Origin of the sequence: Shewanella sp. 11B5, assembly GCF_002836795.1 — a bacterium.
Classification (GTDB): Bacteria; Pseudomonadota; Gammaproteobacteria; order Enterobacterales; family Shewanellaceae; genus Shewanella; species Shewanella frigidimarina.
This window is the reverse complement of sequence record NZ_PJAP01000301.1, coordinates 1-7,283: the sequence shown is the minus strand read 5'-3', so window position 1 is coordinate 7,283 and position 7,283 is coordinate 1. Positions and strand designations below refer to the sequence as shown.

Here is a 7,283-nt window from a genome sequence, read left to right as displayed (position 1 = left end):
CATTATCGGCCGTAATGGCTCAGGTAAAAGCACTCTAGCCAAATTACTACTCGGACTGTACAAACCGACTCAAGGTAGCCTTCGCTATGATGGCCTAGATGCAGGACAAATTCACCCAAGCGATCTTAGACGTAACTTTGGCTATTTACCTCAAGACGTCACCTTGTTTCACGGTACTATTCGCGACAATATTTTATTCGGTTCTCGGCAAGTGACTGAACATCAGTTAATAAGAGCTATCCAGCTTTCTGGTGTCAGTATGTTTACTAACCTAGAGTCCGAAGGCTTAGATCAACAAGTTGGTGAAGGAGGCTTGTCACTCAGTCGTGGCCAACGGCAAACCGTCGCCTTAGCCAGAGCAACATTGAATGATCCGTCGATATTATTAATGGATGAACCGACTGCCAGCTTAGATGCTAGAGCAGAAAAACAGTTTATTCGCTCAATGCAACTGGTTAGTCGCGACAGAACATTATTACTCATTACCCATAAGATGCATTTATTAAATCTAGTCGATCGCATTATTGTGCTCGAACGTGGTCATATAGTGGCTGATGGTCCTAAAGATGAAGTCCTAGCTAAACTCAATGCAGGGACAATTGCTGGAGCCCAAAACTCATGAGTAAGCATCTTACCGTAGCCGACTTAGAAATGGTTGATGACGTTTATGGTGCCATGATGACCGATGCCCCGTCAGGACATCGTCTTATCATTTGGTCACTGGCCGCCATGATGGTGTGTTTTTTTATTTGGGCTTACTTCTCCGAATTAGATCAGGTGACATCAGGAACCGGTAAAGTGATTCCGTCGTCACAGATTCAAATTATCCAAAGTCTAGATGGCGGAATTTTACAGGAAATCTATGTCCAAGAAGGGGGGATAGTCACTAAAGGACAACCTTTAGCCCGGATTGACGACACTCGGTTCCGCTCAGATTTCGACCAACAAGAACAAGAAGTGTTCGGATTACAAACTAATATTATTCGCATGCGCACTGAATTAGACAGTATTATTATTTCAGATATGTCTTCAGACTGGCGCCAACAGGTAAAAATAACCAAACAGAACTTGGTATTTCCGCAGACCATTATTGACGAAGAGCCAGAACTGGTTAAGCGTCAACAAGAAGAATATTCGATTCGATTGGATAATTTAAGCAACCAATTAGAAATTCTTGTACGTCAGATCCAACAGCGCCAACAAGAAATTGAAGAGTTAGCCTCTAGAATTAGTACCCTTACGACAAGTTATCAATTAGTATCTCGCGAGCTTGAGTTAACTCGCCCATTGGCTCGTAAAGGCATTGTTCCTGAAGTTGAACTGCTCAAACTTGAGCGTACGGTAAATGATATTCAAGGTGAACTACAATCGGTTAGACTCTTGCGTCCAAAAGTGAAAGCGTCTATGGATGAAGCCATCTTAAAGCGCCGAGAAGCCGTATTTGTTTATGCCACTGATTTACGTGCACAGCTTAATGAAATGCAAACCAAATTATCACGTATGAATCAGGCACAAAAAGGCGCATTTGATAAGGTCAGTAAAGCTGTCATTGCCTCTCCGGTTATAGGAACAATTAAAAAAATTAACTTTAATACCTTAGGTGGCGTTGTGCAGCCAGGCGAAGAGATTATGGAAATTGTTCCATCAGAAGATAAACTGCTGATAGAAACCAAAATCACTCCTAAAGATATTGCTTTTTTACATCCAGGATTACCCGCTATCGTAAAAGTCACCGCATATGACTTTACCCGTTATGGCGGGCTAAAAGGAACCGTTGAACACATTAGTGCCGATACATCACAGGATGAAGAAGGCAACAGCTTCTATATTGTAAAAGTGCGAACACAAGAATCCAGTTTAATGAAAGACGATGGCACAGAGATGCCAATAATCCCTGGAATGCTCACATCAGTAGATGTCATTACGGGAAAGAAATCCATACTTGAGTACATTTTAAATCCAATTTTAAGAGCGAAAGATACCGCCCTTAGAGAGCGCTAAGAAGAACCAGGAGGGTTTTTTAATGACAACTATTATAAATCAACAAATAAAGCTAAGCGCTGTTGCTCTTGCTTTATTAATGTTGGTCTCGCCAACTGCCTCAAGCCAGACTCTTGAGCAAGCTGTTGCGCATACGCTAGACACAAACCCAGACTTACGTATTGCTTTTAATCGTTTTAAAGCGCGCGAAGAGCAAGTTAATCAAGCAGTAGCAGGCTATATGCCAACCGTAGATATTTCTGCGGGCTATGGCTGGGAGCAAACCGATAGCCCTTCAACTCGTCGTAAGGTAGGCCAAGGCGATGTTGATAATGACGGTATGATTGATTTAGAACGTGGCGAAGCCGGTTTTAGTATCAAACAAATGCTGTTTGATGGTTTTTATACTAGTAGCGAAGTCGATCGTTATTCGTTTGAAGCTAGTGCTGACCAGTGGGCATTATTTGCTGCAGCTGAAGATATGGCATTGGATGTTGCAAAGGTCTACTTGAACTACATCCGTAGTGAACAAGTATTATTACTTTCCGAGAGAAACCTTGCGAGTCATAAAGAGATTTACGATCAAATAAAACAGCGCACTGACTCTGGTTTAGGATCAATTGCCGATTTATCGCAAATCACTGGTCGTCTTGCCCGCGCAAACGCCAATGTGATTTCGGCTCAAAACAATTTAGAAGATGCTCGAGCAGCTTATATCAGAATTGTTGAAGCAAAGCCTGATGACTTAATATTGCCAGTGCCTGATGCCGATATGCTACCAAAAAGTTTAGATAAAGGCCTCATGGCAGCAAAATCGAAACACCCAGTATTAAAATCAGCAGAAAGCGATATTAATGCCGCAAAAAAAGAGCGTAGCTCAGCCCAAGCCAACTATTTTCCACAATTAAGCCTGGAACTTAATGGTAACTGGAATAATGATACTGACGGTGAAGATGGCTACAGCGCAATTAACAGCCAAAATGTTAACGGCTATAACAATGATTTAGTTGCTATGGTTCGAGTTAAATATAACCTTTTCTCAGGTGGTAAAGACGTCTCAAAAGACAGAGAAACAGCCTATAAAGTCAACGAAGCAAAAGAGATCCAACAACGTGCTTACCGCCAAGTTGTTGAGGGTGTTTCTTTAGCTTGGAATGCTTATGAAATGCTAGCCCCACAAAAACAGTTCATCCGTGAACATGTTGTGGCAGCAAAGCAGACTCAAGTGGCTTATGTGCAACAATTTAACTTGGGCCAACGTACTCTGCTCGATTTGCTCGATACCGAGAATGAACTATTTGAAGCGCGTAAGGATTACTTGCAAACCGAGTATGATGAAATTGCAGCTCGCTATCGAGTATTGAATGCGACAGGAGATCTACTGGACTCACTTCGAGTTACACGTCCAGGAGAATGGCGTGGTGAGCGTGAATATGAGGGAGGTGTTAAATAATGAAATATTTGATAATTTTACTCGCATTGATTACAACAGGTTGTTCAGTAAACGATATTGTCGAGTCTAATGCTTCTACACAACAAAATTTTGATCTTGCCGACAGTGATCGTGATGGTGTGATAATGGCCAGAGAGCGTTGTGCGGGCACGCTCATTGGCGCTGCTGTCGACAACTATGGTTGTGGTAGCATCAAAGATATCAATGAACGCCAAGACTTAAAAATCCTATTTAGTAATAATTCCGTGGTTATCGAACCTCAGTATTATAACCAAATTGAACGCGTCGCTAATGTTATGACAACCTACCCTACCACTAAGGTAACGATTGAAGGTCATACAAGTAAACGCGGTAGCTATGAGCTTAATTTAGCGTTATCTCAAAAACGCGCTAAAGCGGTTATTGAAGTGTTAGAAAACACATTTGGTATCGATCCAAGCCGTCTAAACGCGACGGGTTATAGTTTTGATCGCCCTATCGATAACAGTGGTACACCAGAAGCAGAAGAACGTAATCGCCGTGTGGTAGCGGAAGTCACAGCCGATGACACCATTCCAGAAATGAGATGGAATATCTACACAGTTGATGAGCAGATTGACTAACGGACAAGGCATTGATTAGTTGAGTCGCGACGACAGCAAAGTAACGACATTGTTGCATAAAAGGGTCTGTCATATTTTTATTATGACATCGGCCCTTTTAGTTTCATGTTTATATGCCGCACCGACACAAGAATTAAATCAGCAAAAAACCGTTTCAGCATTATCGAAACGCTATGGCGATCGAGCTGGATTACGAGCAAATGCTTGGTTTAAAATTGTCAATGATTCGCAACAACTTGCTGAAATTGATAAGTTAGAAAAAGTTAATCAGTTTTTTAATTTATTTCGATTCATTGATGATCAAACACTATGGGGTGATTCCAATTATTGGGCATCACCGATGGAGTTTATTGGGGTTAACGGAGGGGATTGTGAAGACTTCTCAATCGCAAAGTATTTTACCCTTCTCCAGCTAGGTATTCCTGAAGATAAACTTAGGATCACTATGGTAAAAGCCACATCGTTGAATCAGTATCATATGGTTTTAGCATATTATGAAAAGCCTAACTCGATCCCGTTAGTACTCGATAATTTGGATAAAACCATAAAATTGGCAACAAAACGAAAAGATCTTCTGCCTGTTTACAGTTTTAACGGTAAACAATTATGGCTAAACAAAGAAAGAGGCCGAGGTGTGTTAGCTGGTTCATCATCACGCCTTGAAAAATGGACTGACCTTAAACTTAGATTAGGTGTAGACCGCTTACGCCAACCCAAACTCAACATGGAGTAGTGACAACATGACCTTGTTCAGGCAGATCTATGCGTTACTTTTCGGGCTTTTCTTGTTAACGATTGCAAGCGTAGCCTATGTACAATTTTCAGAAACCCAAGGTTTCTTATCCAAACAAATGGAATCTGATCTCAATAATGCCAGTAATTCATTAGGATTAATGCTCACTCCTGTTTTAGAAGCTGGTGATGATGCCGGTGCAGAAACATTAGTCAATGTTATTTTTGAAGGCGGCTATTATCAACAAATCAAATTAACTTGGTTAGTGGATGGTAAGCAACAAGTGTGGAATAACTCTGTTCGAGTCGAAAATATTCCCCAATGGTTTATTGATCTCAACCTGTTTAAAACCATTAAAAAACAAACCACTATTACCTCTGGTTGGTTACAGCTTGCTACACTTGAAATTACAGCTCACCCAGGGTTTGGCTATCAGGAATTATGGCGGATTATTTCCGACATAATTATTCTATTTTCAATCTTATTTCTTATCGCCATCATATTTGCGCGAGTGGGATTAAGCTGGATTTTAAAACCTTTAAACACACTTTCCTTACATGCCAAGCAAATAGCAGCACAACAATTTGGCCCCGATATGCCAACGCCAAAAACGAGGGAGCTTAAAGAGCTAGTCAACGCATTTAACAGTATGTCAGCGCAATTAAAACAAGTATTTAATTCTCTTGACGAAGAAGTCTCTGCATTAAGAAAGAAAAATCTTGTTGATCAAGTCTCAGGGCTACCAAATAGACAATATATGGTCAGTCGAGTTAATGGTTGGTTAAGCGAACCCAGTACAGGCGCACTTTACTTAGTCAAAATGGATTGGCTAGAGGATGTACATAGCAAATACGGTTTCCAAGTTCGCGATGAGACTATTCGCATACTGGCTGAAAAGCTGCAACATCATCAAGATGAAATAGCTTCTTCTGTTATCGCCCGTATTGCAGCGTATGAATTCGCCTTCCTTGTTGAAGACTGTGAACATGACCAACTGGCTAAGTATTTACAAAGCCTCATACGTACTGTTAATAAAGAAATATCTAAAGCTGGCTGTAAACCAAACGAACAGTTTTATATTGGTGTCGCAGAACGCCTAGGACAAATGACAGTGTCAGATATGTTGGCACAAGCAGATAACGCACTCCAGCAGTCCATTAAAGACGACAAAGTGTTCCATTGGTTTGAGAACACCCAAAAGCAGCTGTTTACCCGTGAAGAATGGCGCAATAATTTAAGTCATGCCATAAAGAACAAAAAATTCCAATTTCGTTGGCAGCCGATCCAACTTTGTGCCAAAGATGAAATTTGTCAGCGTGAGCTATATTGCCAACTGCAAATTGGCGACACAATCTTGCACGCAGGTCAGTTTGTACCATACATAGAATTACTTTCACTAGGCACTATGTTCGATCGTTGTTTAATAGAAACAGTCAATGAACATCGTTTACTCGAGCGCAATTATGAACGCGTCGCCATCAACCTTACTTATCAGAGCATAAGCGATGTTGATTTTCATCTTTGGCTAAAGCAGTTTCTTCGGGCAAATAAATACGCTGAACGTATTTGCTTTGAAATCCCAGAGGCGAGTGTATATAGCGATTTAGAATCTTGCGAAAATCTCTGCAAAGTCATTCGAGATTCTGGTGCTCAGTATGGTATCGATCATTTTGGGCGTCAATTCGGCTCAATGGCCTACTTACAAAGCCTGCGTCCAAATTATGTCAAACTAGACCAGTCATTTGCTTATATTGAAGAGAATCAACACAACAGTGAATTATGTCGTGCTTTAGTGAATGTAGCTAAAGGATTAGATATTCAAGTGATTGTCACGGGGATCCAAGAAGCAAAGCAGTTAACACGATTTACTGAACTCAGAGTCGATGCTTATCAAGGCTTTATTGTACCACCGGTCAATGTGAAGCTCTAAGTCTCTAAGTAATATCAAGCAGTTGGACCAACTAAGACTAACCACTCTTCGGAGTGGTTTTTTATATTCAGAGTTATTGATAGACGACAAACTCACTAAGGTCATCTATGAGGTTATCCAAGCAGTGATAACACTGTACTAGCCGTACTACGCGGCTCTGGAGAACTCATTCAAGCTTAAGCATGAGTCAGTCAACTCCACAGGCGTGATGCGACTTAATCGACTACCAAGGCTTGCTCTATGGAGTTTAGCCATGCCATGGCACGACTCTGACAACCTAAATAGCAGTGTAGAGGCATTTATGTCTATCGTTATCGTTGTCGGGATTGTATCAACCACCCCTTTCAACAGATACGCTACAACGTTGCGGTTAAAAGATATGGAAACGACATGGAATATTGTATGTCAGCCCTGTTAGCGCCATTAATATGAATAGTTAATGAGGGTAGCGAATATAAATAGCTGATGTAATTGGTATTCATCACTTTTAATGCACAATATTAAGTAATCAAATATACGATTATAATGACCAATCAGATCGCGAAAAACAAAAAAGCCACTCATTAGAGTGGCTTTTTTGTTAAT

General features: G+C 40.9%; 6 protein-coding genes. All 6 read left to right on the top strand.

Going from position 1 to position 7,283, the window contains the following annotated elements; all coding sequences use genetic code 11:
• Positions 1-622 (top strand): ATP-binding cassette domain-containing protein (locus CXF78_RS05940; RefSeq protein WP_145991379.1); only part of this gene is annotated, 622 nt, incomplete at its 5' end.
• Positions 619-2,001 (top strand): HlyD family type I secretion periplasmic adaptor subunit, encoded by a 1,383-nt coding sequence (locus CXF78_RS05935; protein ID WP_011635923.1) that lies wholly within the window; start codon positions 619-621, stop codon positions 1,999-2,001. The genes CXF78_RS05940 and CXF78_RS05935, both read left to right, overlap by 4 nt.
• A 79-nt stretch (positions 2,002-2,080) precedes the next feature.
• On the top strand, positions 2,081-3,433 hold the full coding sequence (locus tag CXF78_RS05930; RefSeq protein ID WP_374702272.1) for a TolC family outer membrane protein: 1,353 nt from the start codon (positions 2,081-2,083) through the stop codon (positions 3,431-3,433).
• Positions 3,433-4,035 carry an OmpA family protein gene (locus CXF78_RS05925; protein WP_102036256.1) on the top strand — a complete coding sequence of 201 codons (603 nt, stop codon included), beginning with the start codon at positions 3,433-3,435 and terminating at the stop codon, positions 4,033-4,035. The genes CXF78_RS05930 and CXF78_RS05925 overlap by 1 nt, the downstream gene beginning before the upstream one ends.
• Positions 4,036-4,117: 82 nt before the next feature.
• On the top strand, positions 4,118-4,768 hold the full coding sequence (locus CXF78_RS05920; RefSeq protein ID WP_011635920.1) for a transglutaminase-like cysteine peptidase: 651 nt from the start codon (positions 4,118-4,120) through the stop codon (positions 4,766-4,768).
• A 7-nt stretch (positions 4,769-4,775) separates the two neighbouring features.
• Entirely contained in the window at positions 4,776-6,698 is a 1,923-nt protein-coding gene (locus CXF78_RS05915; protein ID WP_102036255.1) for a bifunctional diguanylate cyclase/phosphodiesterase, read from the top strand.
• Positions 6,699-7,283 lie beyond the last annotated feature (585 nt).